This is a genomic window from Parapedobacter sp. ISTM3 (assembly GCF_016533505.1).
GTDB classification, from domain to species: Bacteria; Bacteroidota; Bacteroidia; order Sphingobacteriales; family Sphingobacteriaceae; genus Parapedobacter; species Parapedobacter luteus.
This window is the reverse complement of record NZ_JAENGN010000020.1, coordinates 61,769-88,692: the sequence shown is the minus strand read 5'-3', so window position 1 is coordinate 88,692 and position 26,924 is coordinate 61,769. Positions and strand designations below refer to the sequence as shown.

General features: G+C 51.4%; 27 protein-coding genes and 1 pseudogene. 5 read left to right on the top strand and 23 right to left on the bottom strand.

The window, feature by feature from the left end:
- The 14 genes from JHJ32_RS20415 to JHJ32_RS20350 all read right to left on the bottom strand — a co-directional run.
- Nucleotides 1-1,497, bottom strand: a 1,497-nt coding sequence (locus JHJ32_RS20415; RefSeq protein WP_200122223.1) for a right-handed parallel beta-helix repeat-containing protein, incomplete at its 3' end; no start/stop codon positions are given.
- 153 nt (nucleotides 1,498-1,650) lie between these two features.
- Nucleotides 1,651-2,949: an ankyrin repeat domain-containing protein gene (locus JHJ32_RS20410; protein WP_200122222.1), complete on the bottom strand. Its 1,299-nt coding sequence runs from the start codon at nucleotides 2,947-2,949 to the stop codon at nucleotides 1,651-1,653.
- 62 nt (nucleotides 2,950-3,011) lie between these two features.
- A complete protein-coding gene (locus JHJ32_RS20405; protein WP_200122221.1) occupies nucleotides 3,012-4,256 on the bottom strand; it encodes an ankyrin repeat domain-containing protein in 1,245 nt (414 codons plus the stop codon).
- A gap of 74 nt (nucleotides 4,257-4,330) precedes the next feature.
- Nucleotides 4,331-4,846, bottom strand: coding sequence for a DUF1266 domain-containing protein (locus tag JHJ32_RS20400; RefSeq protein WP_200122220.1), 516 nt, complete (start codon nucleotides 4,844-4,846; stop codon nucleotides 4,331-4,333).
- Nucleotides 4,830-4,982: a hypothetical protein gene (locus JHJ32_RS20395; protein WP_200122219.1), complete on the bottom strand. Its 153-nt coding sequence runs from the start codon at nucleotides 4,980-4,982 to the stop codon at nucleotides 4,830-4,832. Before JHJ32_RS20395 ends, JHJ32_RS20400 begins: the two co-directional genes overlap by 17 nt.
- Nucleotides 4,983-5,005: 23 nt before the next feature.
- Nucleotides 5,006-5,698 (bottom strand): hypothetical protein, encoded by a 693-nt coding sequence (locus tag JHJ32_RS20390; protein WP_200122218.1) that lies wholly within the window; start codon nucleotides 5,696-5,698, stop codon nucleotides 5,006-5,008.
- 124 nt (nucleotides 5,699-5,822) lie between these two features.
- A complete protein-coding gene (locus JHJ32_RS20385; RefSeq protein ID WP_255539830.1) occupies nucleotides 5,823-6,035 on the bottom strand; it encodes a DUF1963 domain-containing protein in 213 nt (70 codons plus the stop codon).
- A 43-nt stretch (nucleotides 6,036-6,078) separates the two neighbouring features.
- The gene (locus JHJ32_RS20380; protein WP_233632780.1) at nucleotides 6,079-6,678 is read right to left on the bottom strand and encodes a DUF1963 domain-containing protein; all 600 of its coding nucleotides are present in this window, start codon (nucleotides 6,676-6,678) and stop codon (nucleotides 6,079-6,081) included.
- 124 nt (nucleotides 6,679-6,802) lie between these two features.
- Complete coding sequence (locus tag JHJ32_RS20375) at nucleotides 6,803-8,767, bottom strand: DUF1963 domain-containing protein (RefSeq protein WP_200122215.1); 1,965 nt, start codon at nucleotides 8,765-8,767, stop codon at nucleotides 6,803-6,805.
- 48 nt (nucleotides 8,768-8,815) lie between these two features.
- Nucleotides 8,816-9,442, bottom strand: a complete 627-nt coding sequence (locus JHJ32_RS20370) for an SIMPL domain-containing protein (RefSeq protein ID WP_200122214.1) — start codon at nucleotides 9,440-9,442, stop codon at nucleotides 8,816-8,818.
- Between the two features lie 45 nt (nucleotides 9,443-9,487).
- Nucleotides 9,488-9,913 (bottom strand): hypothetical protein, encoded by a 426-nt coding sequence (locus JHJ32_RS20365; RefSeq protein ID WP_200122213.1) that lies wholly within the window; start codon nucleotides 9,911-9,913, stop codon nucleotides 9,488-9,490.
- A 35-nt stretch (nucleotides 9,914-9,948) separates the two neighbouring features.
- Nucleotides 9,949-10,287 (bottom strand): zinc-ribbon domain-containing protein, encoded by a 339-nt coding sequence (locus JHJ32_RS20360; RefSeq protein ID WP_200122212.1) that lies wholly within the window; start codon nucleotides 10,285-10,287, stop codon nucleotides 9,949-9,951.
- A gap of 132 nt (nucleotides 10,288-10,419) precedes the next feature.
- Nucleotides 10,420-11,061, bottom strand: coding sequence for a response regulator transcription factor (locus JHJ32_RS20355; protein ID WP_200122211.1), 642 nt, complete (start codon nucleotides 11,059-11,061; stop codon nucleotides 10,420-10,422).
- Nucleotides 11,058-12,884 (bottom strand): ATP-binding protein, encoded by a 1,827-nt coding sequence (locus tag JHJ32_RS20350; RefSeq protein WP_200122210.1) that lies wholly within the window; start codon nucleotides 12,882-12,884, stop codon nucleotides 11,058-11,060. Before JHJ32_RS20350 ends, JHJ32_RS20355 begins: the two co-directional genes overlap by 4 nt.
- A gap of 303 nt (nucleotides 12,885-13,187) precedes the next feature.
- Between JHJ32_RS20350 and JHJ32_RS23260 the strand changes: the two are divergent.
- Nucleotides 13,188-13,405 (top strand): annotated as a pseudogene (locus JHJ32_RS23260) (DUF2683 family protein).
- Nucleotides 13,406-13,426: 21 nt separating this feature from the next.
- On the opposite strand, the gene JHJ32_RS20345 reads toward JHJ32_RS23260, so the two are convergent.
- From JHJ32_RS20345 to JHJ32_RS20325, 5 genes are all read right to left on the bottom strand, one after another.
- Nucleotides 13,427-14,038 carry a hypothetical protein gene (locus JHJ32_RS20345; RefSeq protein WP_200122209.1) on the bottom strand — a complete coding sequence of 204 codons (612 nt, stop codon included), beginning with the start codon at nucleotides 14,036-14,038 and terminating at the stop codon, nucleotides 13,427-13,429.
- A complete protein-coding gene (locus JHJ32_RS20340; RefSeq protein WP_200122208.1) occupies nucleotides 14,035-16,524 on the bottom strand; it encodes a WG repeat-containing protein in 2,490 nt (829 codons plus the stop codon). Before JHJ32_RS20340 ends, JHJ32_RS20345 begins: the two co-directional genes overlap by 4 nt.
- A gap of 4 nt (nucleotides 16,525-16,528) precedes the next feature.
- Nucleotides 16,529-16,921: a hypothetical protein gene (locus JHJ32_RS20335; RefSeq protein WP_090971208.1), complete on the bottom strand. Its 393-nt coding sequence runs from the start codon at nucleotides 16,919-16,921 to the stop codon at nucleotides 16,529-16,531.
- An 83-nt stretch (nucleotides 16,922-17,004) separates the two neighbouring features.
- Nucleotides 17,005-18,468 carry a hypothetical protein gene (locus JHJ32_RS20330; protein ID WP_200122207.1) on the bottom strand — a complete coding sequence of 488 codons (1,464 nt, stop codon included), beginning with the start codon at nucleotides 18,466-18,468 and terminating at the stop codon, nucleotides 17,005-17,007.
- A gap of 18 nt (nucleotides 18,469-18,486) precedes the next feature.
- Nucleotides 18,487-20,886, bottom strand: a complete 2,400-nt coding sequence (locus tag JHJ32_RS20325; RefSeq protein ID WP_200122206.1) for a WG repeat-containing protein — start codon at nucleotides 20,884-20,886, stop codon at nucleotides 18,487-18,489.
- Nucleotides 20,887-21,003: 117 nt separating this feature from the next.
- Here JHJ32_RS20325 and JHJ32_RS20320 point away from each other — a divergent pair, with 117 nt between their 5' ends.
- From JHJ32_RS20320 to JHJ32_RS20310, 3 genes are all read left to right on the top strand, one after another.
- The gene (locus tag JHJ32_RS20320) at nucleotides 21,004-21,414 is read left to right on the top strand and encodes a hypothetical protein (RefSeq protein WP_200122205.1); all 411 of its coding nucleotides are present in this window, start codon (nucleotides 21,004-21,006) and stop codon (nucleotides 21,412-21,414) included.
- A 123-nt stretch (nucleotides 21,415-21,537) separates the two neighbouring features.
- Nucleotides 21,538-22,068, top strand: a complete 531-nt coding sequence (locus JHJ32_RS20315) for a hypothetical protein (protein WP_200122204.1) — start codon at nucleotides 21,538-21,540, stop codon at nucleotides 22,066-22,068.
- 10 nt (nucleotides 22,069-22,078) lie between these two features.
- On the top strand, nucleotides 22,079-22,369 hold the full coding sequence (locus JHJ32_RS20310) for a hypothetical protein (protein WP_200122203.1): 291 nt from the start codon (nucleotides 22,079-22,081) through the stop codon (nucleotides 22,367-22,369).
- Nucleotides 22,370-22,374: 5 nt separating this feature from the next.
- On the opposite strand, the gene JHJ32_RS20305 is transcribed toward JHJ32_RS20310, so the two are convergent.
- Nucleotides 22,375-22,965, bottom strand: coding sequence for a hypothetical protein (locus JHJ32_RS20305; protein ID WP_200122202.1), 591 nt, complete (start codon nucleotides 22,963-22,965; stop codon nucleotides 22,375-22,377).
- 13 nt (nucleotides 22,966-22,978) lie between these two features.
- Nucleotides 22,979-23,611 carry a hypothetical protein gene (locus JHJ32_RS20300; protein ID WP_200122201.1) on the bottom strand — a complete coding sequence of 211 codons (633 nt, stop codon included), beginning with the start codon at nucleotides 23,609-23,611 and terminating at the stop codon, nucleotides 22,979-22,981.
- 108 nt (nucleotides 23,612-23,719) lie between these two features.
- Here JHJ32_RS20300 and JHJ32_RS20295 point away from each other — a divergent pair, with 108 nt between their 5' ends.
- Nucleotides 23,720-26,005 (top strand): WG repeat-containing protein, encoded by a 2,286-nt coding sequence (locus tag JHJ32_RS20295; RefSeq protein ID WP_200122200.1) that lies wholly within the window; start codon nucleotides 23,720-23,722, stop codon nucleotides 26,003-26,005.
- Nucleotides 26,006-26,010: 5 nt separating this feature from the next.
- Here the strand turns inward: JHJ32_RS20295 and JHJ32_RS20290 are convergent, their stop codons facing one another.
- Both JHJ32_RS20290 and JHJ32_RS20285 read right to left on the bottom strand, forming a co-directional pair.
- Entirely contained in the window at nucleotides 26,011-26,292 is a 282-nt protein-coding gene (locus tag JHJ32_RS20290; protein WP_079716448.1) for an RNA polymerase alpha subunit C-terminal domain-containing protein, read from the bottom strand.
- A 3-nt stretch (nucleotides 26,293-26,295) separates the two neighbouring features.
- Nucleotides 26,296-26,757 (bottom strand): SRPBCC domain-containing protein, encoded by a 462-nt coding sequence (locus tag JHJ32_RS20285; RefSeq protein ID WP_200122199.1) that lies wholly within the window; start codon nucleotides 26,755-26,757, stop codon nucleotides 26,296-26,298.
- Nucleotides 26,758-26,924: the final 167 nt, after the last annotated feature.

Below are 26,924 nucleotides of genomic sequence, written 5' to 3'. Positions count from 1 at the left end.
TAAGCTGGGCGGCGTGGCCTCAACTTCATAAGCTCCCATATCAATTACACCTCCAAGCAACCGTGCATTCCCGGCCAAATCAATGGAAGCCCCGGCATCCGTGTCCGAAACCTCGTTATATAGTCCGGTATTGCCCGCATCAATCAACGGGCTTACAGACTGCGGTCGGTAATTCCCGTTCGCCGGATCGGCAAACAATGGATTTACACCTACCAAATTGTCACTACCCCAGTCCGGCTCAATTGCCTCCTGTAAACTATTGTGCCTGATCACTAAGTCCGTTACTCCGGCATAGGGAGAAGCGTTCATAATATCCGGAGCATTGCTCCCTGTGGCCGAGTTATTATAGAAAATACTGTTATATAGATATTGGGAATCTCCACTGCTAATCCTAGGCGCAAACACAAACGCCGAGTTCCGGTTATTGACGAATGTCACGTTTGAAAGCCGGACGCTTCCTCTATTATAAATAGCCCCTCCCGGCGCTCCAGCCTGGTTTTCATCAAATAGCGCGTTGGTAATAGTGGCTGCCCCTTCTGTATACAGACTTCCGCCCTGATCAGTGGCACGATTGCCCCTGAACGCAACATGGCTTAACGTCAGTGACCTTCCATTGTGGATCGCACCGCCACCACCGATGCTCGTGTTGTCGATGAAGTCCGTGTTGTTTATCGCGAGCTGAGACCGCGCGAAAATTGCGCCGCCATTTCCCTCGCTATGGTTACGCACAAAACGGCAGTTTTCCATCTTCGTCACGTCATCGTACCAGGTATAGATCGCTCCTCCCGGGTTATCTGAGGAATTATTCCTAAACACCGTGTTTATGATCGTCACCTCATCAGCCCAGTTATGGATGGCTCCGCCTCCGTTTGACCCGTTGGGATATTCCACGTATGGATTTTCATTGTTTTCAAACAGGCAATTTTCAATAAGCAGCCCCGAACCGGACCGATTATAAATCGCGCCTGCCCCCCGGCTTCCTCTGGACACGTTGGCAAAAAAAACGCAATTCCGCAGTTGTGTTTCCGAATCACGTATATAAATGGCTGCCCCCCCCTCATTCTCGCCGGTTACGAAACCATGCCGTAGCGTCAGACCGTCTAAGACGATGCGTTCCTCATCGATGTTCACGATCCTCCGTTCATTGAGGCCGTCCAATATAGTCTCATTACTTTCGTAATCACGTTGGTTTAAATTTGTCTCGGTTCCGTTAAACCCGCCGAATAAGCTGATCCCGGATTGACCATACTGGAATTCCAGTGTTTGGGTCATTTCATATATGCCCTGTTTGAGCCAAATCTGCGCATCGGGGGGAGCGCTGGTTACCGCATCGATCAGGCCACTGGGCTGTGTCCATGAAGAGCCGTCGCCCGCACCGTGAGTTGAGACATATATGATTGTCTGTGCACGCACGGCCGTGCACGACAAAAGCAGTACAGAAATGAATGGTAATACAATACGGGGCGTTCCCTTGGCTTTCCTTAGCAGATCAGTCATTTTCGGAATTAAGAAAATAGTGCGGCTAAATTTAAATCCTCTCAACTGGCTGCAATGCCTGATGACTGCACACATGGCGTCTACAATCCGCCCCTACCCATATACAAATCGTCTACCGTATAACAAACGAACAATAACCTGATTATGCACTTCCTATAACCTATTTAGTAATTCCTTCTTTTTTTCGTTGTATTCTTCTTCGGAAATCAATGCTTCTTCAAACAATTCCTTTAATTCCTTCAGTCCGGCCCTGATATCGTCCTTTGTAAACGCGGCGCGTTCTTCTCGTACCGAGCTATGATAACTCAGCGGATTGGTTTTCGGTAACGCATCGGTGTTTGGTTTTTTGCCCAGAATCAACGCCACAATTTCATTAAAACCCCGGATATTGGCATAATCCAAGGGCTTTTGTTCCCTTACATTAGTCAGATTGACATCAGCCCCATTTTTAATCAGCAAAGCCACGATATCCTTGCTTCCGCCCGATGCGGCATAGTGCAGCGGCGTGTTCTCGGATTCATCCTGGATATTGACATGTGCTCCTTTTCCCAGCAACAACTCCACCATGTACAGGTGGTCGTTCTTTACGGCGATGTGCAGCAGGCTCTCTCCCCCGGCGGTATAGGTACTGCTCAGGTTAAACAGGCTATCCGAAGAAAGATCCTGCGCAGTTTCCACAAAATCCAGGTAGCTGCCCATGGTCACTGTGCCCTGGGTGGGGGTCTGGAAGTTGATATCCAAGCCCTGGTCCAGAAATAACTGAACCAGCTGTTTTTGGTTGTAAGCGCAGGCGTAATAAATGGGCGAGATACCCTTGGCACCGGTCTGAAATACATCGGCACCTTTCTCCATCAACAGACGGACCAGCATCATGTTGTTGGCGTAGCACGCGTGTAATAAAGGGGTGACTGCGTCGCTGTCGGGTTCGTCTACCGGGACACCGTTTTCCAGCAATGTCTTGATCACCGGCATGTTGCCCCCGCGTAGCGCCAGGTGAAGCAGGTTATTCCCCTGTTTTGTCGTTACCGATACGTCGGCTCCGCGTTCGATAAAGAAATCGACCAGTATTTTCTTTCCGAATGTGATGGCCACCATCATTGGGGTCTCTCCTGCATTGTTCCTGCTTTCGATGTCAATGCCACTATCGAGGAATTGCTCACAGAGGGCTTTCTGTCCGTTGCGGGCAGCCAGATGCAGCAGGTTGTTCCCATGCTTGTCGGTTATCCCGGCGTTTGCCCCGTGGTTCAGCAGCGCTTTAATGACCTGTGTCTGGTTTTGGAGTGTGGCAAAGAACAAAGGAGTTTCCCCCTGGTGATCCTCATAGTTGACGTCTGCTCCTTTAGCGATCAATGCCTCGCAGATTTCTTTGTATCCCCTATGCGCAGCATAGTGCAGCGCTGTCCTTCCTTTTTCGTCGGTGTAGTTTACATCGGAGACCTCTTGCTCCAACAACAGTTCGGCGATTTACGGTTGCCGTTTTCGCAGGCTATTAAAAAAGAGTTGCTCATCGTTTTCTATTGCATATGATCATTCTTTCCCACCTCATGTTTCAGCAGCAGGGCTACGGTTTTTTCTTTTAAATTGTCGTTTGCCGCCAAATCCGCCGCGGTTTTATCTTGGCTGTTGCGTATTGACGGGTCGGCTCCTTTGCCCAGTAATAGTTTGGCTTTCCGATAAAGCTCTCTGGCTTTGTTTTGATCGTAATTCAGCTCATCGGCACACACCTTGTGCAGCAGCGTGTCTCCGTTGTTGTCCGTCTGGTTGATCCCTGCCGTGTAATGATTCAGCACCGTTTCAAAAACCACGGCATCTTTGGTAACGGCGAGATCCAATGCTGTCTTCTCTTTGCCATAAACTGTCGTATTCACTTGCTGCAGATCGGCGCCCATTTCCAGAAGTTTTTCCAAATAGGCGAGTTGCTTTTCTCCCCCGTACAGGCGGTCAATGTAGTCAAACAACAGCGAACTGCCCGTATGGTTAGTCCGGTGGAAATCCGGCGTATCGTATTCGCACAGGATGTCAAAAAGTTCATAATTCACCTTATCAACCAAGGCGAAACGGAACATCGAATTGCCGTCTTTGTCGGTGTGGTGGATGTCGGCCCCGTTGTCCAATAAGGTTTTCACCAGTTCGCCATTGCCGGTATCGATGGCTTTTTCCAAGGGGGTAATATGGCCTTTGTTTTTGTGGTTCACGTCCAATCCCTGTTCGACCAACCAGTGGCCTACCTGCGGCGTAAGCCGCCGGAACAGGAGGGTGTTTTCGGAGTGGTCATAGCCATCTGTCGGACAGCCATGGTCGACCATCACCTGCAACACCGGAACAGGCAGGTTTTGGGAAATGGCGAACTCCAGGAGCGTTTGGTTTTCCACCGGTTCGTCGATATTTTCGATGCGGCCTGCAAACGACCGGAAAAATGCCAGGCTTTCCGGATCTAATGCTTCAGGATCGTCCACCGTATGGGTTGCCCGGGGATTACGGATGCTGTTGCCCGTTTTGACAAACGGGATATGCAGCAGTATATGGTAGATGTCGCTGCCCATCCACCTGTCCAGCTCAAGCAGGTCGGTGGTCAGCAGACCCGCGTCTGCCAGGGCCGTAAGCAACGAAAACGCTTTACACCTGAGCGCTGCCTGGATTAGCGATTCTTTCTCGTAGTTTTTTAACTCCTTGAAAGCACCTGGGTCTGTTTTTATCAATTCTTCCACCTTGGAAAAATCCTTCTGCCTGATGGCGCCTATAAGGCCTGTTTCGTTCATATTATTCCTAATTTTTTGATATTCAATCTGGGGATACGGCTTTTCAAGTCTTTCCGGTTTTTTGTCAATGGCTCTCACCAAGCTACCTGGTTCCAGATCGAATTTCTGTCTTTTAGCAGATAGTCTACCGCCTCTTTGATTTTGGCAATCAGGGTAATGCCCTGTGCCAGGTACCTATCATACAGTTCGTCCGGCGTGTACGTTTTGCCGTTGATGCTTTTCAAGTGTTCCTCCAGCTCCCGGAGGTTTCCTTCGTCCCACCAGGTTTTATAAGCGATAAAACGATCTGCGTAATCTTCCCAGGAGCGGAAATACCCCCTGGACATATCGTCGGCGGAACGCAAATGTAGCAGCGCTGTCTCCTTGGTAATGTATCCCACATAGAACGCATCCCGGATCACATCCACATAGCGGGCTACATCCCAGGCAAGGGCCTCAGTGGAAAAATCATCTTCCCGGTGTCCCTGTTTCTGAAACCAGTTAAGCAGATCCAGCATGGGGAGATGCTCCTCACGCTTGCCAAACAACTGTTTCAACAACTCGCTTTTGGGCCGCGGCACCCCCCAAAGCCGTTCAAACACCCCCATCATCTCTTTGCGGAAAGTGTAACTTGGTATCTCCCATTAAGGTGCGGTCATTCTTCCCCGTCACGACCGAATAAATCGCTCCCAGCGCCACCTGGCGTTTCAGCCCAGTATTGTTCAGTACAACGTCTCTGTTCCGCATGATCGTTACAGGTTATCACACACTCATTCTTTTTTCTGGTCAAAGTTAAACTCCATCAGCCCGTCTTCTGAAACAAACTGCTTTGTATAAGCACCCAGATCTTTTGCTTTTACGGCACTTGTCTCCTGTTCAAAATCGGTACTGTTCATTTCTTCTTTTGGTTTCGCGTTGTTACTGATTTCGACGCTTTTGGCAATATGGTAGGTATCGTTTTCAATGCTGACAACCTTGAACCAGCCAAAACCTCCTTCGCTCCCCAGGAAATTGCCTTTTTCTTTGTAGATCCGGTACCGTCCAAAATAAATGTCTCCTTCGTGCACGGTGGCCAATTCTGCCATTTCCTGTTTATAGACCTCTTTTTGGGCCGGCAGGGTAGCCGTTTCGTACACCGCATAGCCTATCAAATAAAAGCAGAGCAGCAGGAGTAACCATCCGAAAATCGTGAACTTCCGCATGCCTTTTTGCGGGGGTAACTTTGCCATCTTATCCTGCGCAAAGTCATTCATTTGGCTTGACCACTTTCGCATCGGAATGCGATCTCCGCCGGGTGTCTCGTAGTATTGCGGCAATACTTTTTTTGTTCGCTGCACATAGATGATTGTCCTGACTTCCCGTTGAAACAAGCCTAACTCCATTGGGCTGCCCGGATGTACCGGGTTTTCCAGATGCGTGGCATCCACCCGTTTTACGATGATCTCTGCAATGCTAAACCACATAAATTACTTTTTAACATTTCCTGAATTACGTTCTGTTTTGGTGCTTATCCTTGCCGCCAAAAATAGCGCCTATATTTTGTATAACAGGGCAGCCTACCATCTACAAAGTGACTACGAGCTGCATTCAGCTTTGGCTCCATTCCAGTTTACATTTGCTGAAATCGCACCGGGCAAGATCTTCTTTATTGATAAGCACGATGAACAGTCCTTCGTTGTTGAAATTTTCGCCGATCTGCAGCAGAAGCAGCTTTCCGGATTCATTCACGTTGGTTACCTGTTTCTCGGTCATTTGCAGGTTGGTATAGTAGCCGAAAATCTTGGACTTTCCGGCAAACATAAAATCATCCCACACCAAACCTTTTCCCTGTACCTCACGGCGCTCATAGGGCAGTATCCCTTCGTTGCCGCAGTTGCAGTTCCTGAAATCCCTTTCCCCGCAAACGGTACATTCCAATTCCTCGGGCAACGGTACATTCCAATTCCTCGGGCAACAGTTTGATATACATGTCCTGCCATTTCTCGACCGACCTTTTGATTTCCCCGAATACCTGCAGGGACCCGAACACGGGGTGTTCAGGCGGCATGAGGAAATGACGCTCCAGCTTATTCTCCGGCACATCATAATAAAGCACCAGCCCTTTTTTTTGCCCGTCAAAGAAAAAATACAGGAAGCCGGCATGTGGCAACAAGCCATCGGTGTTCGCCCTGGCAAATTCGTTCAGATTTAGTTGTGCCGCAAACATCAACCCGTTCCGCACCGGTACCTTTTCCCCTTGGGGAAAATCCACAATCCCGCCCCCGTACCGGGAAACGCCCATCGGTATTTTCTTTTTGATCAGTTCACGGAAAGGCTCCAGTTCCGCCAAGTCCTTCCAGACCCCTGAATCCTCAAAGAATTCGGGAAAATATCTCCCCGGTTCAAATTTCGGATACAACGGTGAGATGCTGATGCTGTATTGCTTTTCAGGTATCATAAGCATGCTATTAATTTAATTGGTACCGCCCTTTTTCCGGAGCGACAGTTTTTTCCAGGTACAAACTCCGGTTCCGTTCCTGCCCAACCGCCCACGCGGTTAAAAAGATAGGCGAGCCGAGCGGATTACGTCAACTACTTTCCATGGTTGCAAATACATTGTTGAAAGCTCCTTTTGCCAAATCACTTTTGTGGATTACGAAAAACAGGTCCCCCGCATCGCCCCACTGGAAGTCTCCCGCAGAAGCAACCCTCAGCAGAATGACCCAATCTTGCGGATTGCCCTTCAGCTTAAGTGCCGCCTGCAGCTCCGGTGATTCGTGCTGGGTAAATCCATAAGCATTGACGGCGTGGTCAAATCGGCGAAGGGTGTTCACCGGCTCTTCGAACCGCTCATGGAGGTCTTCGAGTAGCCCGCCGTTGTCCTTCAAGGGCTTGGACTTCCCTGCAAACAGGTAGTCATTTTGGTACGCCGCGTAAAATGACGGCGCTGATGCCATGGCGAAAGCGTCTGCCTTATAGGGGGTATATTGGCCATCGGGGAGTTCCAGAAAGTCCGCATCCGACAACAGGAATCGTTTGCCGGAAGCAAGCAACCCGTTGTCCTGTACGTAAATGACGCGGGCAATTTCGTTTTCGGCAAGCCCGAAGTAGTGAATGCTTTTAAAGAAAAAGAACAAGCTACCGGTGCGGGGCAGGTAGTCCTGTAATTCTCCCAGTTGTTCGCAATTTAGTTGTGCAATGAACTCATAGCGGAGTTCCCGCTTTTCCTCGTTATCAAAAAATGAAGGGTAAGCTACGTCGATGGGAAGATCCGGCCGGCCGCCGAACCGGTGGTTGCCCACGGTGGCGTAATCTTCCTCATCAGTGAGGTTGAAGCCTACTGCCTTTTTCACCAACGAAATCAACGGCTTTTGGTATTCCGCCAGCCCGTACTGCTTGATGATATCGTGTACCGGTGCGATAAGCTCGCCGTCACGCGCTGCAAAATACGGGCGATCATCCCATTTGACCGTTCCCTTGCCATCAGCTCCTTTATATGTATTATCCAGCAACTTCTTTTTCTCCTTCATACTCAGGTCCAGTCCGCTGAAAAAGCTGAAGCGATCAGGGAGGAACGCGAAGGGGTTTCCCGTAGCCTTAACGGTTTTCAGCTTAGGTTGCGTTAGCAGTGCTTCGGGTAGGGTTTTCAATGCGTTTCTCTCAACATTCAGCGTCTGCAGCGCAGGAAGGTTGATGTACTCAGAAATGAACGATATCCGGTTGCCCATCAGGATGAGATAAGTGAGTCGGGGCAACTGCCACACGGCATCGGGCACCTCGGTCAGCTCACACAAACTGAGATTGAGCACCTCCAGTTGCTGAAGTGCCCCGATGGTCGCCGGCAAACTGCTGACAGCCGCTTTATTCACGTTAATCCCTTTCAGACGCACGAGTTCTCCGAGACGATCATCCAGTTTAGCCAGCGGCAGTTTGGTGTTGTCCCAGTAATCGCGTCTATTGACGAGTGCAAAATGCTCCAGGTTGATGAAATCATAAATTTCAGGCGGAAGCTCCGTAAACTCCGGATTGGTGATCTCCAGGTGGCACACCTGCTTTTCATCAGCGCCCGCAGTCTCGTGCAGGCTTTTGAAGCGGTATTCGGACCAATCAAGCGCTTTGGGGTCCAGGTTAACGGCCGCCTTGATGGGGAAAACAGGCGAGGGGTCATACGGAGGTCTCAGTTCACCGTCCAACCGTACCCACGAATTTTCGTACGTTACCATTCCAAAAAAATCGAGGCGGTAGTCCAGTCCCTCTTTCCGCACATAGGTATACGTCTCATCATTCTTATCTTCCTCGTAATGGAATCTGCCGGTGGGGATACCATGGTTGAAGATACCGATGGCTTCGAGTGAAAACTTAATGCGCCCATCGTTTTTGTACTCATCCAGCAACCCTTTTTCGGTATCTCGCTGTATATCCGGTGCCGTTACCTCAATCTCGGTGATCAGCGAATGGCTGATTTTTCCGATAGACCAATGGGTGCCTACCGGGTTAATCGGATAGCTTTCGCCGGCAATATGGACGTAATTCCCGTTTTCAATGTTAGCCATAATATGGAAATTTATTTGACGGTAAACATCAAAATAACCAAATATAGGTTATTTTAGGTTGAATTTTGCAACAAGATAATATTTTGCACGTTCCTCCTCTGCATAATAACTGCCGGGGCGTTCCAGGGTGGCTTGGTTGAAATCGGCAACGGACACCACCTCACCCAAGCGTTTGCCCATGGCCTTTGCTACCGCTGCAGCGTTTTTGCGAGCGTCTTCCAGTGCCTCGGCAATTATCGTATCGGGATTGGCCAGCGACTGGTAAAAGACTTTCCTGCTTACAATCTGTGCTCCTTTCAGCCTTCTCGTATTGACCAAGCGGATGAGTCCAACGAACTCGGATTCCGCTTCGGTATCAAAGACGTACACTGCACCTTGCTCACCGTAGTCCAATCCATAGTTCTTTGTATTTTTGCTTTCCCGGAACCGGCCTTCGGCAAAACCATGCTCGTTCAACCGCACGAAAAACGCCTGTTTCAGGTCTTCAAGCGTAGGCTTATCATATTCATCGACTCCGTAATAATTACCCGGGAAAATGCTAACCTCCACCTGATATTTTTCGACTTCCCTGCGAAATTCGGTGCCCCCCTGTACTTCGATAACCGCTTCGTTGTCTTGAGCAAGTGATGTCAGGGAGATGACGAGCATCATTACGGTCATCCTTATTGTTTTCATACGCATAGTAATCGGTTTTAAAATTCTGAAACCCATGTAGCAAGTCTAAGCAACGGTGAACAGGAAGGAGGCAGCGATCATCCACGCCCCCACGAAAATACCGAGGATACCCAGGGCGCCCTGCTTGGGGGCTATCTTGGCGCGCAAGCGTTCTGCTTTTTCCCTGGCGGAGACGCTGCCGGACAGGAAGAGCCTGCCGATCAGCGGGTAGCCCAGCAGAACCCCGAGACCGGCCTGTACCGCACTTCCGGCCAGCAGCGTCACCCACCAGATGGGGGCTGCTGTCAGCCAACCCGGGTTCAACACGGCCTGCAGGATGCCCCATAAGCCCCAGAAGCAGAAGACGATGCCTATCCAGCCTTGGTAGGGTGCCACTTTTTCCAGTAATTCCCTGGCATTGGATTTCCTCGACAGGATCAGCGAGGGAACGGCAAGGATGCTCAGTAAGATCAATGTGATTCCGTAAATCATGAGTGAAAAGTTTTATGGTGAATAAATTGCTAACGTTAACTACCGATGATGCCGATGACGGAGGAGACGAGAAACAGCGCTGCAGCCAGAATCAGGACTAAAAAATAGTACCAAGGGGTTTTGATGGTACGGGCTACCTGCGTGGCTTTTGCGCCCAAATCGGGAGGCATTTCAAGACGTGACAGGTACTGCCGGCAGTGCCCACAGACCGAATACACCTTTTTGCCGTAGGGGAATACAGGAATCCAGAAAATATGGAAATAAGCCGCACGTACCAGCACCGAAAGGCTTTCCTTGGTACCACAGTAGCGGCAGGAATGGCCGGAAACGGCTTTCATTCCTGTTGTTCCTTCTCGTGTTCCAAATATGATCATAACGACAATGAATTGATTTGAAACAAAGATGCAACGGATAGAAACCCGTATCAATCATGGTTTTCCGTGAAAATGCCTCCCTTTTTTCAGGGATCGCTTTTCAGGGAGCTATATTCGTGTGCTATGGAACCGCTACTCTGCCAGCCCCAGCTTGACGGCGTGTTTCGTAAGTCCGGCCAGGTTGCGCACTTTAAGTTTTGACAACAGGGTCTTCCGGTAGGTTTCCACCGTATGCTTGCTGAGAAACAGCCGATCAGCGATTTCCTGCGTGGTGTATTCCTGGGCAATGAGTGCCAGCACCTCTTTTTCCCGTGCCGTGAGTACCTCAGCCGTATCCTTTTCTTTATTAAAGACACGGTCTATGTAAGCCTGTTTGACCAATTCCGAAAAATACTTTTGGCCGCCCAGAATCGTACGGACTGCCCGAAGGAATTCCTCCGAATCCGCGTTTTTGGACAGGTAACCGTCCACATCGTTCTGCACGAGCGTATCGACCATCCCCGTATCGGTATGCATACTCACGACCAGGGTTTTGATGGCTGGCCGTACTTTTTTTACATGGTTATTCAAGGTGATGCCGTCTACATCGGGCATGCTGATGTCGGTGATCACCAAATCAACTGCCTCGTCTGGGTGGCTGTCCAGGTACTGTATGATGTACTTTCCATTATATGCAAAGTACAATACATGCAGGTCTTCTTCTTTGGCAAAGAGCCGTAGCAAGCCCTCGAGAAACAGTTTGTGGTCGTCCGCCAATAGGATGTTGTGTTTCATATGGTGTCCGTTTTTAAGGGTATGTCTATATCGACGATGGTGCCCCGCTGCGGGAAAGAGTCGATGTGCATGGTACCATGATAGGCTTTCAATCGCTCACGAATGTTCCGAAGCCCGATGCCCACCGGGGTTTTGTCAACCAGGAAGCCCCGGCCGTTATCTTCGAAAATCAATTTCAGCACATCGGCTACCCGTGCGAGTTGGATGTCGATCCGCGAAGCCTGCGCATGCTTCTGGGCATTGGTCATCAGCTCCTGGATGATCTTGTACACCTCCACCTTAATGTCCGTTGGCAATCCATTCACCTCCTCGTGAGGATAAGCCTGGAAGCTGATGCAGCTGTTTCCGTCCACATCAAAGCGTCCAAGGTACGTTTCGATCAATTCGGTAAAGCCTGTATTTCGGAACTGTTTGGGCACCAGGTTATGCGACAGGTCTCTGACCAGCTGATACGTGTCGTCCAGCTGCTTGATGACTTCCGTGGGGTGTTCGCCTCCAGCGTGCGAAAGCTGCATCTTGATGGCTGCGAGATTGCCTCCGATACTGTCGTGCAGCTCTTTGGCTATCCGGCTGCGTTCATTTTCCTCTCCGTCGACGGATGCGGCCAGCAACTCCAATTCCTTTTCTTTGAGCATCACCTTAATCCGCTGTTGATTCGCTTCTTCCATGCTCGCATTCAGCCGGTGCTGCGCCTGCAGTTTCTGGTAGTACATGTACATCAGACCGATGACCGGAACCAGTACCACCAGAAAGCCGATAAGCAACCCGTATTTGATGGTCCGTTCCTGCCGCAATTGGCCTTCCTTGACCAGGATTTCTTTCTCTTTCTGTGCAGTCCGGTACCTGACTTCCATCTCATTCACCTCCCTTTTGTTCTGCCGGTCTGCTATCTCTGCTGAAACGCGCTGATATTGTGTACTTAACGCATAGGCGTTTTGATAATCACCCATGGCGGCATGTGCGGCCTGCAGACTTGCAAGTGCATGCTGCTGCGCTTCCATGTTTTCCCATTGCAAGGCATTGATATACACCGTTGAGAGCACGATCTGGGCATTGGAATAATCGTTATTTGCGATCAGCAGGTCACCCGCGCGTTGTGCGGATTGGATATACAGATCGAAAAAACGATGCGCCAGCGCCTTGTCTTTCACCACGTTGTACACGGTGAATGCACTATCGGTTTGCCCTTCCGTTTCTGCGATCAAGCCCAGGCTCAGCTGCACTTCCAGGCTGTTTTTCAGCTGTCCTGTCTGCTGGAAATAATGCAGTGCTTGCAGGAAATAGTTTCGCGCATTTACATGATCACCACGGGAAAGATAGAGGGTTCCCAATTGTTTATGGACGAGCTGGGCGAGGTTATCCTCGCCGGTCTCTTTCAAAATTTCCCGGTAAAGTGATAGCGCATCGTTTTCCTTTTTTTGCAGAAAGTAGACATGGGCCAGCCCAAATTTATGTTGGTCGATGACCGATTTATCGCCCAACTTCTCCCCCACCTGTATCCCCAGTAAATAATGGCGCAGGGCTTCGCTATACAATCCCTTTTCCCGATAGGTATTTCCCAGTGAAAGGCCGACATCGGCTTGATACCGAAATGCACTCGCCGTGTTGATCGGATTTATAGCCAACTGGCTTAGAAAAGCGACCGCATAAAAAAGCACAGAATCGATGTTCCCTGCTTCATCATGAAAATGGATCAAACTTGTTGCCGCTTGGTATTTCTCTCCAATAACCCCTGCATTCTGCCAATTCTGAAGCAGGGAATCCGGTGTCTTTACAGGGAGCTCTCCGAAACCAGAAAAATATAACTTGTCGGTCTGCGCCAAACATATCTGGCTTACAAGAAAGCATCCGAAAAATACGATATGCCTCATATCAACAGTCTACTGTGGCTGCTTTTTTCTACGCCGATAAATTTACTGACATCCGCGGATTGGCTAATAGCTGCCCATTTTTCAATCGGTGCAATGGACAACTTTTGTTTCACTACGTTTACCCATGCGACGGTAAAGGTACTTACTTTCTTGCAACTATACCAACCGCATACGTCCCCGAAAGGTACACCTAATCATCCGTTTGGGCGACAACAGCTTGGACGTCATCCTGAACAGATAAATCACTAACTTTGTATGTGTCAAAACTGGAGTGCGATGGAAACACTTATTGTCCATGCGGAAAAAGCACAAGCAAAAGCGATAAAAGCAGTGCTTAAAGCATTGAATATGACGTTTGAAAAGGCTACCGAGAACCGTACAACTCGGAATTTGTGAAGAAAATCCAAAAAAGTGATCAAGAATACAAAGCAGGCCAGTTTAAAACCATAAAAACCGAGGACTTGTGGAAGTAGATTATTCCGAGCAGGCTCGGCTTAAGCACTGCAATCGGTAGTGACGCGGTCAATCAATGTTAAATACCATTTATCAGCGATCAGCGTAAGGTTAAAAATTAACTCATCATCTTCATAATCTGCGAGTACAATCCGCCGGCTCAGCTGCGCAAGGTTACGGAAATGTGCAAGTTCAGCCTGGGGAATGGAGTCCCCGCGATACTTGACAAGATTCAGCGCCGTTTGAGCGAGCTTATCGTCGCTCCGTGTGGTATCGGCAAAAAGTCCGGTTTTATCCCATACCATCTCGCCGCAGTCATAAACAGGAAGTTCCGCGTAGTGAACCGAATCGGGTACGGCAACCATATCCGGATAACCCAAATATTCCGGCACCGGTTGCTCAAAATCAATCGAATCGACGAGCACATACTCATCAAAAACACCGATCCGGTAAATCATCGCGAGTCCGGTTTCCTCCGATATCAACCCGTTGAGCGTAGCGCCATCCCGGTCATGAAACGCGTGGATAACCTTCATGACGGTCGCCTCAAAATGATCCGGTTTGACGGGGGAATTACAAGAAGAAAACGACGCAGGCACCACCAAGGCAACGGCACATAAAGCGCTCCTTGCTTTTAATTGCAGGTGTATCACCACAAGCCAGTATTTACGGTAAACGTTCCCGAGGGTACGCCCTCCACCTGCAACACCTCGCCCTTGTCTGTGTAATATTGCCATTCTCCGTTTTTATAACACAACATAGGAAAGGTAATTTCCGTTCCCTTTTCGTATCGGTTCAGCAATAGGTTGTCGAATTCCACCGGAAGGATAATTTGTCCGCTGCGATCGGCAATGCCGAATTTGTAACCAACCGAAAGCAAAAAATATGCCCCGTTGTTGAACACCTCCACGCCGTCATATTTCGGAGGGACCAGCACCTGCCCGGTACTGTCGGCGATACCGGCCCGTAGTTCACCTGTATTTTCCTCCACCCTCCGGATGACCAGGTGCCGCCCAGTAAAATAATCCATCGCCATCAAAAACTCATTCGGAGCGGTATACACTTCGCTGGAAAGCGGTCGGCCGTCGCGGCCGAGGAACTGATAGGCTACATATCCCACTTGGGAGCGCCAGTCGGACGCCGGAAAATACCTGGCGCCGACGGCGATGCCGTGCGCGTTGAAGTCCAGTACCCGATCGTACACCGGTTCCGTCACCCAATTGCCTGCCGTATCCAGGAGACCATATCGGCCATCAACCCGCACCCAGCCAAGGCCGAACGGCGAAAACCGCTCCAGCAGGGCATCTTCCGTCCTGTCGTCATACGCGTAAGCAAAGGCAAATTTGCTGTTTGATACCGACTTCCCGAGCACCGGGCTGTACAGCTGTGCGCGCACGGAGTCGTCCGAAATCAACACCAAACCGGGGTACCTGACCGATTGGGCATACCGGGCAGGGAGTTTGGTTACCACTCCGCGCCGGCCATCGATGAGGATGGCTGGGCCACCGTTCCGGGCGCCGGATAACAAGGCAAACGTCCCGCCGACGCTATCGTACACCGTGTATTCGGCAGGCACAGCCTCCTGCCCGTCCATCCTGCGTATACCATATCGATAGTCGCCGTAATCGCCGTTTACCGTCAGCACAATCGGTCCCGAGCCGGGCAGTTTACGCAACTGATCGAATGCAGGCGGGATAATCTCCCGCTGCAACTCCGCATCGTACAGGCCCTGCTTACCGGCCTTGGTCACGACAAAATACCGCAAGGACGAAGTGTCCCATAGCGACCACGATGCATAGCCGAGCGGTAGCAGCTCCCTGCCCGTGAAATCGTATACGGCCTGCTCGCCCTGATGCTCGCCGACCACCACAGCATCGGGGCCGTCGTACGTAAGCGAAGCCAGGTCGATTTCGTGAAATTTCGGGGAAACCACTTGGCCGGTTTCCGCAAAGTACAGGCCGTACAGCGCCTTCTGCCGGGTCTTGAAGATGGTAATTCCCTTGCTGCCCGACGAATAGAAATAATCGTTCACGTGGGTTACTGCGGTATACGATGGCGCCAGCAGTTCACGGCCCGTCGTATCATAGAGTCCCCAGCGACCGTCTTTCGCAAGGGCAAAGTAATCATCGTATACATTCACGTCGTCCCATTGCGGCGGAATCAGCACGCCTTTACCCCGTTGGTAGACACCTTTGCGCCCACCCTTCTCCACAATGGCATAGGGACCATGATACCCGCGGAAATCATTGGCATTGGGCACGGTGATGCGCTCGTATTCGGCAGGCAGTATTTCATTGGCATCGTGATCAATCAATCCGTATCGGCCGTTTACCTGGACAACCAACTCGCCGCCGGCGAGTATTTCAAGGGGATCCCGGCCGTCAACAGAAAACTCCCTGCCCGTAGGGATATGCACCACTACCGGGCGGCCGTTTTTCGAAAACGAGCGCACCCATTCGTCACTCCGCATGCCCCAATGCTCGTGCTCGTATGCAAAGGGCACCCGTACTTGGCCGTCGAAACCCATGATGCCCCATTTTCCATCCCGCTGCGCATACACATAATCCGACTTCCGGCCGCATCCCCCGCAATAGTCAAAACCATCGTACTTCGCCGGAATGGCCAGCTGCGCGGCCTCCCGATCATAAACACCCCACTTTGTTCCGGCTTTGACATCGAAATACCGGCCATCGAGGTAACCCACGTCATCAAAAAAAGGCAGCAGCATTCCCTCTTCCCTACTGTACAAGGAGTGCTTGCCGTCTTTCATCACCTTCCAGAACGCGCCGAACCGGGTATCGATCTGCTGATATTCCGGGGGTAACACCCAACCGCCCGATCGGGCCAGTACCCCATATCGGCCATCCTTGGTTACGACGCCGAGTGGTTGAGCGGCGGTATCGGCACTGCCGATATCTTCGATGTAACTATCAAACAACCGCTTGCCGGCGCGGTCGATGTAAAACGTACGGTCGCCAGCGGTTATCTGCGCAAAGCCATGGCCGTTGAAGCGCTCCGCCCGCGCCGATGCCCCCTCTTGGGCATTGGCCGGCATCGTTGCGCCGCCCAGTGTCGCCGCCAAGACGCCATACCCTACAATAGCGGATCTAAAATTGTTTTTCAGCATCACCTGTAACATCGGACTAAAGGAAAAACAGGTAAACCAACAATCCGGCCAAGAGCGTCAACGCGATGGAAATGGCAAAATAAACAGCCACCATTTTCCAATACGCCCCAGCGGTGAGATGAGGCAAGCCCGCGGCTATCCGTTTCGCGTCTGTTATGGTGACGGGCATAAAGCTGATGGTGCCGACAAAAAAGATCAATCCCAACTCCCACAGATAGATACTGGCGTTTCCAACGCTGATGTAATCATCGATATCAGCAAAGACCAGCCTGAGCGCAACAGCCAGCAGTCCCCCCAAGGAAATGATGACTGGCCAACCGCCAAACCGGTCTTTCTTGAAAGCCTCCTGCATTTTAGCAGCGTACTCCTCATCCGTATCTTGCCGATTTCCATTATGGTCGTTACTCATACTCCTTATATTATAATTTATATTCACAAAACTAACGGCCAACGCCATGTGCTGCTATCCCTGAAAACCGGGCTTTTCACCTTCTATCGCTTGGTCAAACCCGTTTCAAATTCGCGGTCGATGAATCCTTGGGTGTCCACGCCTTTTTCCCGCAAAGTCGTTCGGACGATTTCGGCCGCTTTAGCAAAATCTGCCCGCGTAAGCCCATGAAATTGCGACGACGCCAGGTAAAATCGAACACTCGGAAAGCTTTCCAAGAACCAGCTCAAATCCGTCAAATTGGTATATCCAAAACTACCGGCCATTTTTTCGGGAAGTTCTTCCGGATGTTCGTACTCCAGCATCCACATCAGCGTGAACGGCGCACGCGGCTTCTCCCTGGTCATCCCGATTCTGAAAAACGACGACAGCTCTGCCCGTTCGTCATACAGGAAAAAATAGAGTTTCTTGGATTCGCGTGCGGCTGCGCGGGGGTGATACCGGATCTGGGGAAACTGCAGGGAATCACGCCAAAGGTAAATGCGGTAGCCGAGCGAATCTTTATTGCGGATAAAATCCTGCATGACGCGGCTGTCTTCAGCCACGTCCAGCACCGGAATACCGGTCGGCACGCGTACGCCGTCGTTCGGTATCAGTACGGGTTTCAGGTCGGCCGAGGGGTCGTTGCTAAACAGGTACACCGCGCCCTCGCCCGCGATGGTACGCTGAAGTGCATTTTGCTGTTTGCGGTATTGCTTAGCGGTATTTTGGTGCAGGTTCGCCAAAGGGTCTGTTTTTAGTTTCTGCACGATATCGGGCATGCAGGTTCTGATAAAAAGAAACACCGAAAAGACCAGCGATACCGGAATGACGATGTTCCTGGCCCGGTTTTGCCGTTTCCGTGCTGCTTCCAGCGCTTCCCTCGCTTCGGCATGGGCGGCGGGGGCTGCCTTTTTACGTGGAACAGGCACCGGAACAGGAACAGCCTGTGGAGTGCCTGTATCGCCGGCAGTCGGCGTACTGCCCGTCTTTGGGTTGCCAATCTCCGGACCAACCCCCGCATCCGGGACCCTCCCGTGCCGTTGCCAGGCATCGATATGACTGACAAACGTATCGAGAAAAGCCATGTAGCCCTCAATCTCCTGCGCATATTCCTTCACGTGTAAATCGAAGCGATACCTTTTACCGGCTTTGGTGAATACCAATAGCGACGGAGCCGGTTTGTCGAAATTCAGACGGGAAAGACCTTTCCGGATTTCGTAATGCTCGATATCATCGTACCGTATCGCACCGAATATCTTAGAGATAAATCCGCTTTCCACAAAGGTGATTTCCTCTCTTTCGTTCCGTGCCCGGGTCTGTTTCACGGCAAAATAAACCATGCTTCCAAACCAAACCACCAATCCGAAAATAAGGCATATGGCAGCGTACCGTGTGTCCATACGGTAATGCTCCAGAAGTAGCGCAACGGGAACGAGCACCAGAAACCCCGCAAACAACGTGATGAGGATGGTGTAGGTGTAACGTACTTTTATGAAATAGAAGGTGTAAGACCGCCGTGTATGCATCTGTGGTTTCTTCCTGTTTCAATATCCAAGCTTATCCCCCGCCGACACCGGCAGTTCCGTACCGTCGGCCTGCACATAGGTCCACTGCCCACCCACCTTCACCCGTGCCGGAAAATAGCCCGCATGGGAGTCATTCAGCCGGACCTCCTCATAGCGGGGCGCCACGAGCACTTTCCCCGTGCTGCTCGCGAAGCCGAACTTTCCGTCCTTTTCCACGCGAAGAAGTGAATCACTTATTAAGCGGATATGATCGTATTCCGTCGGCAATACCGTAGCACCGTCAAGGCCCACCAATCCCGCTTTGCCATTCAGGCGGACCTGAAACAAGGCAGGCTGCTTCAGGTAATCCACCGCTTCGTACGCTGCTTCCAATATCACCCGGCCACGCAGATCGATCACCCCTACATTATCGTTTCGCCAGATTTTCCGCATTTCGCCGTTATAGATCTTGTCCATACCATGGTATTCAAGCGGCAATACCACGTTCCCGGCGGAGTCGATGATACCGATGAGCGCTTTACCATCCACGCTTCTCGATGCGGCGGCGAGGCCACCGAAGAAGTCATCCACGAAGTCAAACCCCTCAAAACGGACTTCCTTACCCTGCCGGTCCACAAACAGGTTCTTTTCAGCACCCACCTTGAGCAGCCCACCTTGGAAAGGCCGAACCTGTAGTAACCGGCTGATGCTATCGGGCACCAGTTGCTTGCTCAGCCGGTAGGGGGAGAAATCCCATTGCGGATGATGGTAAAGCTGTTTGCCATCGGCGTCAAACAGGGTGGTCGACCAATGGCTATCGTTCCGCGTTGTTACCACATAACGGTCCGTATCCACCGCATGGACAAGCAGCCTTTTGGTTGGCGGAATTAACGGGCTGCCGTCCGCCCGGAAATAAGCAGATACCGGATCGGCTGTGGCGTTGCCATTTCCCCGCCCGCTCGTCGCCTTGATGAAGCAACCCAACTGCCATTCCAGTTGCTCATATTCCGGCGGCAACAGGAGGTGCTTCCGCTCCAGGTCATACAAACCGATCGATTCCCCATCGGGAATGCGAATGATCGAAGCGGGGCCGGTACCCGAAACGTTTGCGCTGTAACCGCCCATGGGAAACCGGTAAGAAACCGGTAGCAGTTCTTTCCCCTGCAAGTCGGCCAATCCGTATCGTTCACCCGCAACGACATAGAGGCAACTCCGCGCTCCCGTGTTACCAAACTGTATACCGTCGTATTCTATCGGGAGCAGTTTCTTGCCAGCGCGGTCGAACAAATTGTATTTGCCTGCTGCCCAAGCCATGAAATACAGATCGCCGCCCGTTGTTTCTTTTTCGTTTCGCTGGCCAGATGACTTACTCGGGCTACCCGAAATCATGGGAGGCCCGTCGATGATTACCGAACCGGATATGGCCGGTCTGCCACGGTCGTCGAGGATTTTGATATCGCTGTATTGGCAAGGCACGATCAGTTGGCCATCGTCGGCAAGCACACCCCTTTTTCCATTTTGGGTCACGATACACCGCCCATCCACCCAATCTGCCGCATCGTCATATACCGGCAGAATCCGAACGCTCCCGTCGGCGGCCAGCCATCCGGTTTTTCCGCCGCGTTCTATCCGCACCAGTGGGCCGTCGGCGCTCATCCGGTCATACTGCTCCATCGTCAGCCGCTTGCCGAGCGTATCCAGCAAGAAAATCTCATTCCCCTGCTGGCCTAAAAGTAGCGGCCCGCCATCCAGCCGTATACCCATCAGATCATCATAAACAGCCGGCATCACTTCCCGCTTGCCATCAGGCGATCGGAGTCCCTTCTTGCCGGCGGCGGTTACCTCCAGGTAGCCGTCCGGCACATAACGACGGGTCAGATCGTCATAGGTAAACGGCAGTACCTCCCCGCCGTCGGTCAACGACAGCAGCCCCCATTTTCCTGCTTTCCGGGCAGCCAATACGTGTGCATTGATGGGGCGGAGGTCGTCATACACCGGTTCGGCAACTGTCTTACCCAATGTATCGATCGCTCCCACCTTACCATCAAGCTGCACGATAGCCAGAAAATAATGATAGCTTTTATCCGCGCCCGGATGACGCTTATCGTCATATTCATAACGGATATCATCATAAATGAAATCCGCAATCACGTCCCCTTTGCTATTTATGGCACCGTATGCCCCATCGGTTACCGCGATGCACACCGGGGCACCGTATCGCACCGGCTTGTCCACCACCACCTTTCCCGAGCGGTGGACGTAACGGGATTTTCCGGCCACCCGTATTTCCGCAAAGTCGCCCTTGAACGGGCCAAGCGCATCGGCATGGAGCGTATCAGTCGGCAGATGGTGAATGGCGGGTGTAGCCGACAAAGGGGCTGATAAAAAGACCACACTGCCAAGCAGTGTAACGGCGATGAAGTAAACGAATCGGAACATGATAAATCACTAATCTTAACCCTGCAAAAATAACCTTTGCTGTCCGGACATAAATAGCGGATTTCAGGGGTTTTAAATGCCGAGCCTGACGACTAACTTTGTTGACAAAGCCAACGGATGAATACATATACATCACCTGATCAGAAACATCGCCTGACGTTTACGTACGAAGGTGAGATCCGTTTTGGACCTGAGTTTTACACCGTTAAGCTAGACGGTATGCCCATTTCAGAAAGAATATTTGGGGATTACTGCCTGTGGCAGCCAAATTCCCGCATGGTAGCCTTGCAAGAATGGCTCAAAACGGGGGCTCACTTAGGTGTCGTAACAGCGCTGACCTTAATCGATCTTCAGGAAATGAAATTGGCGCAAATACCAAAGGTGGATATGAGACGTATTTTTTCGGTCAGATTTGAAAATGAATCGATTCGTTATCGGGAAAAACAGTTGTGGACAACAGTGGAACGTGAAATCAAGCTGGATGACATCCGCGACTGGCAAAACTTAACTGATGAGACCGGCACATGATATATCATTTAACGGTACCATGGACATGCGGCGACAGGTTCATCTACCGAAAAAATCACGGATTTCGGCTATTGCCTGGCCATTGTATCGTTGGTAGTTTTGAAATAAGTGATTGCCACGACGATGAAAGAAAATATCCCGATGAAATCCAGCTTTTTTCACACGCTGTTTATAGGTGCCTTAATCGTCTGTGTCGGCATCTCCCCCGTTCGAGCGCAACGTGCAACCGGCTTTATGCCCCTCAATAGGCTGGGCGTATCGTATCAGAAAGCCGTGGGCGTAGACCTTGGTTTCGGCGCATACAACCTCCTCTTTGGTCATCAGCTGACGCATTTCTTCGATATTTCGCTTGGTTCCGAAGCTGTTTTCGCTAATCAGTTGATATTAGTCCCTAAGGTGAACGCTGATATCGGGTTCGACATTATGGATGCGCTGACCTTCGGTGGCGGAATTGATGCGGGATGGCATACCGATTTCTCACAAGGTACTTGGCGATTTTCGCCGAAGGCCGGTTTTACGGCCGGTTCGGTAATCCGTTTGTATTACGCCCGTCACCTGTACGGTAATCCACAGCAGTTCGCTCATATCGGGCAGCACCGCGTATCGCTGGAAGTAAACATTGCCGCCTTCCATAATATGAAAATAGGTTTTTAATATCACTGTTATGAGCAATGCTTATCCATCGAAAAAAAAGCAAGTACTTACTACCTGGTCGTGGTTGTTCCTGGCATTGGCCGTTCTTTCGACGCTTTCGTGGACGTTCATTAACGTCCATCCGGATATTGGTATTTCGTTGGCCGTCCAAGCGGCAGCCATCGCAGCCATCCTCGGTGGAATCGGTGTCGCTACGAAACGAACGGTCGGCGGCATGGTATGCATCGTGCTGTCGGTACTGGTCATCGCCTTTCATGTGATCTTGATCATCGCGCTTCGCAACATGTGCGTTATTTGTTAGTATAGTTACTGCACGTACATATCCGCGCCCATTGTTTCGAGTCCGGTTTCCTTTGCTTTCAGCTGCTCATACCGTTCCAGACCACGCGCCGCCTGCTTTGCATGGTCAGACGCATCCAATGCCCCGGCTTGCACCCGGATTTCCTCACGTGTGCTGATCCGTCTCAACAACCGGTTTTTAAGCCTTTCGGCATTCTTCTGCGTGGGATCATACGGAACCAGATCGACGCGGGCGCGGGTCAGCCCTGACGTGACCCGCGTGTTGACCAGGTATACCCGGCCCGCTTCCAGGTCTGCGTCGATAAAACTCATGTTTTCGGATTTACCCCAAAGGACGTGGCTGCCGGGATCGCATTCATAGACCAGGTAACTGCCCGGCCCGATTTTACCGAGGTATTGGCCGCCGTCGTAATACTGAAACTGGATAACCGGCGCTTCAAATGGCGGGCGCGTAAAAATCACCAATGCCTTATCCGGCGCTGGGGCGGGCAGCTCGAAAGCGATAGGTGTATCGTCTTCTTCACTATCCTGCGCGACCACGTGGCGCTGGAACAGCAGCAACACGGCAAATAGTGTGATAATAGCTATGCGATTCATGGTGTAATTATAATTAGTTAAACAATCTACTGACCGGTCCCGCTTTTTGCATCCATTGGCTGACTTTGCCCCGCACTCCCGATTGCGCAGCGTGGGGTGCCACACGCTCAAAGGTGCCGCCATAGCTGCCCTTCACGGACTCGCCATTGTTCATCATCAGGTCGAATTCAATCTTATAGTTGTCTCCACTCCCGGCCACTTTGACGGTGCCCCCTGAAATGAAGGCGATTTCATCGGCATCCTCACTGCTTATCCGCATGTTCAAGATAAGGTATCCGTCGTCGAAATAATGTTTACCCGTTACATCTTCTGCCTCGTAGTCGGCGAAACTAAAAATGCCCTGCTGGAACGTTTGCTCACTTGCCGAGTACAGGTCTAAAAACAGGTGTACCGGTACATAGTCGTCGTCATCCTCGGCAAATTGAAACAAGTAAAATTCCTGGTTGTAATGCGACCCATCGAAACCGTAGTCGCTATAGCCAGCGTCGTTAAGGCGGTAGGTGTGCCCCTTATATACGAGGCTGTTGGTGGGGTTGATGTCCGGTTCAATTCCTTCATCGTCGTCTTTTGAACATCCGCCGACACCCAGCGCTGCCACGATAAGGAGCAGCGTGATCTTGCGGCTTTGTTTCCATAGCTGTTGCATGATTTTTCATTATTGGTACTTAGACAAAGGTCGTTACCGTGTTCAAATGAAAAAATCCCTGAAAACATGGATTTATCTGCCGAGCTTCGCCGCTTAATTTTGAAAACGATGACAAGCAACTCCTCCATACTTCCGTTAATCGGCCTGGCAGCTGTCCTATGGTCGTCATGCACCACAAAACGGCTGGCTACCGCTATAGAAATCCAACCCGCCACATTGGACTATATCGGCGATCGCTCCTGCGGTTGGCAGCGCATCCGTCAGGACACGCGCTGGGGTTATATCCACACATCGTCAAAACGGTTCATCACACCACGGTTTGATTGGGGAGACGATTTCCATGACGGCTTTGCCGTGGTGCAGCGCGGCGGCCGCGCCGGGTTCATTACGTCAACGGGGGGACGTTGGGGACGGCTCAAGTATCAACGGGCCGGCCATTTTTCCGATGGGGTAGCCCCGGTAAAAATCCGCGGTAAGTATGGCTACCTGGATGCAAGGCGGAAGTGGGTTGTCCGCCCCCGGTATGACTACGCGCTGCCGTTTCAGGAAGGCCGCGCCGTAGTGGCCGATGGGCTGCACTATGGTTTCATCGATAGCACAGGCAACCGGATAACCCGGTTGGAATACGAGGATGCCACGCCATTCCGAAATGGGCTGGCCAGGGTGCGGAAAAACGGACATTTCGGGCTGATCGATACCCATGGCGTGGAGGTGCTGCCATTGGTGTATACCGCCATTGAACCGCTTGCCGGAGGGGACTATCGCCTCACGGGAAAGGATGGCGTTGGACTGGCCGACGCAAACGGGCGGCTGCTTGTCAATGCGCGATACCGCCGGGTTCAGCTCCGGGACGACGGGAATTATTCCATCGAGAACCATTCGGGAAAGGTGGGCCTATTCCATCTAAATCAGCGGCGGTTGATTTTACCCGTCGTCTTTGACGCCATTTATGACGCCGGTGAAGGGATATACCTCTGCCACCAAAACAACAACCATTATGTATACGCAGACTCCGCCGGCCACCTGTTATATGAACTGGCATTTGAAGATGCCGGCACATTCAGCGAAGGACTCGCAGCCGTTAAAAAAGATGGCAAATGGGGATACATCGATACCGCCGGCCGATTGGCGATTCCCTTCCAATTCGATGCCTTTGACAACCGGCATTATGCGCGGATGCGGTTCAGCAGCAACCGGGCCTGGGTACGGAAAGGCGGGATGACCGCGCTCATCGACCGGTCTGGGCATACTGTTGCCTTAACCGACTACCCATCTGCCCTTCCGTTTACTTGCAATCGCGCCTTGGTGGTGGATCAATCCGGTCGCATTGGCTACGTAGACACAATGGGAGCGGTACGTATTCCGTTGATGTATACCGGCGGCAGCGCCTTCAACACATATGGCATCGGCTGGGTAACGAAGTCCCCTTACGACATACCGTCCTACCACACCATCAACACCGCGGGCGAAATCATCGACAGCCTGGGCTTTCAACCTCCCAAGATTTTTAATGCCCGATACTGGTATACCGACCGGCCGAAGCGGGCGCTGCTGGTCGACCGCCGCACAGGGAAGATCACGGATTATCCGTATGATAACATGTACCGATCATCGTATATGCCTGATGACCTTTTTCACGCCACCCGGGATCAACTGTCGGGACTGATCGACACTTCCATGGCCGTTGTGATCCCATTGCGTTACCGGACGGTCGAAACGTTTCACCACAACCGTGCCCGGGTAGTCAGCGATACCGGCGAGGGGTTTGTGGACCGGCTCGGCCGCGAAATCCTGCCGTTGCATTACGAAAAGCTTTCCTATTTCCGTTATCCGGTCACCGTGGCCATACGCAATGGCCGGCGCGGCGTGCTGGACACCGCAGGGCGCGTCGTCATACCGCTCGACTACGATGCAGTGGACATCGACTATGCGAACAACCGCATCATCGCAACCGACAGCCTCGGCGCGCGGATATTCGACCGGCATGGGTACCTGCTCCATGACCGGCAATACGACAGGGTATCTGCCTTCCATGCCAACCGCGCCACCGTACGGAAAAACGGAAAAACCGGTGTTGTGGACTACCTCTTCCGGGAGCTGTGTCCACCCATCTACGACCGGATAGGCCCTTTTAAAGCCGATGGGATGGCCTGGGTGGTCAATGACGGAAAAATCGGATACCTGGATTCAGCCTATCAGGTTTGCATTCCCATCATCTACGATGACGGGGACATCTTTATCCACGGCATGGCCAAGGTCAAACTAAACGGCGAGGAGCTATTCGTCGACCGCGCGGGGAAACGGGTTTATCCGGATGAAGCGACTATCCAAGCCCGGGAAGCGGCCATCGCGGAAACCAAGGAAGATAGGCGCTGGCTGGATTTCAGCGGTTGATGCGCTCATGACTTAAAGGCTAGCCCGGCTTCCGCCAATGCCTTGCGAAGCAACGGCATGGAAGCTTTCCCCATACCGTGCAAAGCTAAAATATCCTTTTCGCTGTAAGACGCTAACTTCGCCAGCGAGTCGATGCCCGCATGTTCAAGTGCCCGACGAGCAGGTGCACTCAATAGAGACGTGAAACCCGTCGAAGGCGCCCTTTTAGCTTCACAAACGGGGCATACGGGGCAATCACTGATTTTGTGATACCGATGTCCGTTCGGACAGGTTTTCAAGTGTCTCATCCGTTATGCTTCACAAATTTCTTTCAGTTTATCCAGCGCCTTGGGATACGTTTTCCGGAAATAATCGACCATCTCGTCATTTACATCGATATCAACGGTTACGATGGTGGATCCGTCTTGATACTCAAATGTGTAATTCTCGAAGCCCTGCCAAGCCTCAGCAATCGGACCTTCAGTAACTTCCTCATCGTCATCTAAGATACCCGCGTATTCGATGGATACATATCGATTTGGGGTATTTTCCCTGATATAGCCTACCATCCCCTCCCGCTTACCTTCCGCGTTGGTTCCGACAAATAGGATTTTCGATCCTTTTTCCCAATTTCCCTCAACGCCACCACCTTCGAAGTCAGACGTTGGGTTGAATACTGCTGTCCACTGTTTGAAGGTTTCCTTGCCAATCATCTTGCTGTACACTTCAGCTACAGGTGCGCTGATAACGGTCTTAAATTGCATCTTTTCCATCTATACATTTTTTTGATGTTTAAAAACCGGCCGGACTGGGGCCGAATACATTACGTTACAAAGTTACGAAGCTCCGCAACAGCTGACATTGGCATCATGCGCCAATATGGAGGGGTATTTACGACAAAATGATAGGCACATCCCGGGCTTGGGTAAATTAATGCCGT